This is a genomic window from Streptomyces atratus, assembly GCF_014648655.1.
Taxonomy (GTDB): Bacteria; Actinomycetota; Actinomycetes; order Streptomycetales; family Streptomycetaceae; genus Streptomyces; species Streptomyces atratus.
In genome coordinates, this window is sequence record NZ_BMRN01000151.1 from 1 (window position 1) to 2290 (window position 2290).

A 2290-nucleotide genomic window follows, 5' to 3' on the forward strand; every position below is an offset into this window, starting at 1 on the left:
GTCGGCCACGCCGGACCGTCGAACGGCTCCAACGGCGTCACGGGCGTGCTGGGTCTGCTCGCGGACCCCGTCACACAGCGCCGCGGTGCGTGGATCGTGGCGGGAGAGTCACTCGAAACCGGCCCGGCCTTCGTCCCCGCCCCGCGGGGGGAAGCGGTGCCGCACACCGCCACCTTCTCGGACATGATCTTCGAAACCCTCAACTCCGCGCCGCAGAAAAGTGCGGAGCAGGCGATGTCCGACGACCTGGCGGCGGTCGGCGGCGACGGCCAGCCATCGCCCTCCGGTCGCCCGCCCACGGAGGGCGGCTCAACGTCGGGCGCGCTCCCGACCGATAGCCGCGGGGTCGGGGACAGCGAGATCATCGACAGTTGGCGGGCTCTGTCGACGCTGCCGCGGGCGCGGCGCTCCAACGCTCTGCGACGCATCGATACGGCTGTCCACGAGTGGGCGAATGGCAGCCGGAAGCTGCCTGGTGCCCATGACGCCAACCAGCGTCAGTTGGAGGCCATCCTCGATGCCGTGGAAGCATGGAAGTCGGGCAAGAACGGCCCCAGCGAGCGTACCGGGGCGGTCGACCGCCTCACCGCACACGTCCGGTCCGAGCGGGACGATCTGCACCAGCGCATCGCCGAGCGGGCGCACCAGGCACAGCTTCTCGACCGGTACGCCCGTATCCATCCTGATGTGAGCGACTTCGCGGGCCGACGGTTGCCGGATCGGGTCGATCCGGCGAACAACACCACGCACGACATCTTCACTGGCGACCGCACCCACCACGGCGCTTTGTCGGACGATGCGCTCGATGCTGCCGATGAGCTCTCGCGCCAGCAGCTGGCGGCCAAGCGGGATCAGGCGGCGGCTGGTGGGGTGACCGTCGACGCGGGTGTGTCCGCCGTTCGTGTACGGGAGTTGATGGACGGTGCCCGCAACGACCTGACCCGCTCCACGCTCTACCCGGAACTCAACTCCTATCTCGACCGTGCCAACCAGGCCGAGGCACTCGACACCGGCTCCCACCTCGGGAACCTGACGCCGGTGGTCGAGGACGTCCACGGCACGCAGGTCACCGTCCACGGGGACCCCACGGACAGCCTCCGCGACGCTCGGATCGACAACTTCCGCAAGGCCGTAATCACAGTGCAGGAGGCTGGCTTCCACGTTCCCGACGTCGAGCTGCACCTGCCCAAGTACGGCCGGTTTCTGGAGGTCCACAACGACCTGATCGCCGAGCGGAGCGGGGGCCGGCTACAGCGCGCCGAGTACCTCGCACCCAACGCGGTGATCGCCTCGCCCGACGTCGTCGGCAATCCGTTGACCAACAAGCTCGCCGACAAGCGGTACCGCTACCTCTCGACCGAGCTCGACCCCTCCGGCGTCGGCACGATGGTGCATGAGCTGGGCCACTTCCTGCACTACGCCAACGCCCGTGCCCAGTACCACGATCTGGCCTTCACACAGCTCGCCGGCCGCAGCGGGCGGGACGGCGACGCCGTACCCCATCAGGCTCTCGCCCTCGGGGTGAGCGCCTACGCCGCCGGCAACCCCCGCGAGTTCGTAGCGGAGGTCTTCACCGGGCTGGTGTACGGGAAGCCGTTCTCGCCCGAGGTCATGCGGATGTACCACGGGCTCGGGGGCCCCACCCCAACTCCACGGACGGACGTCAGGTCTCCTTCGGCCAGGTCCACGAAGGCCTCCGGGTGATTCGTGACACCGACGGCCGGACACTGGGCTACGCGTCACACACCCCGCAGGACTGGGTGCCCCGGGAGGCCTTCTACGCCGCGTACCGCTCGGACGGGGTCCTGTTCGCGCATTACCGGGCCACGGAGGAAGGGGGTGTCGTACTCGACACCGACAGCGACACGGACTCCCCGGCCGGCGAGCTCCCCTGGCAGGCCGCACCGGCGCGGGATGCGAAGGAGCCGGTCAGGCCGCTGTTCTTCGACGCGCACGGCACCGAGAACGGCATCGAACTCCATGTGGTGGGCGAAAAGCCGCTGGTCGTCGACGGTGCCCGGTTCGCGCGTTTCATGGAGACGCTCAGGGACCCGGCGCAGCCCCCGGCTCCGGTCGTACTGGTCGCGTGCGAGACGGCGAAGATCCGCAGTGCCGACGGCGGGAGCGTGGCGACGGACGCGGCACGTGCCATACCCGGACGTCTCTGGTACGCGCCCGATACCGAGGTCGGCCACGCCGGACCGTCGAACGGCTCCAACGGCGTCACGGGCGTGCTGGGTCTGCTCGCGGACCCCGTCACACAGCGCCGCGGTGCGTGGATCGTGGCGGG

At 69.8% G+C, this 2290-nt stretch carries 2 protein-coding genes; both read left to right on the forward strand.

What is annotated here, in order from left to right; genetic code table 11:
• Window positions 1-1704: hypothetical protein (locus tag IEZ15_RS43725; RefSeq protein ID WP_229846601.1), on the forward strand; the 1704-nt coding region annotated here is incomplete at its 5' end.
• A partial coding sequence (locus IEZ15_RS43730) for a hypothetical protein (RefSeq protein ID WP_189282488.1) occupies window positions 1701-2290 on the forward strand: 590 nt, incomplete at its 3' end. The genes IEZ15_RS43725 and IEZ15_RS43730, both read left to right, overlap by 4 nt.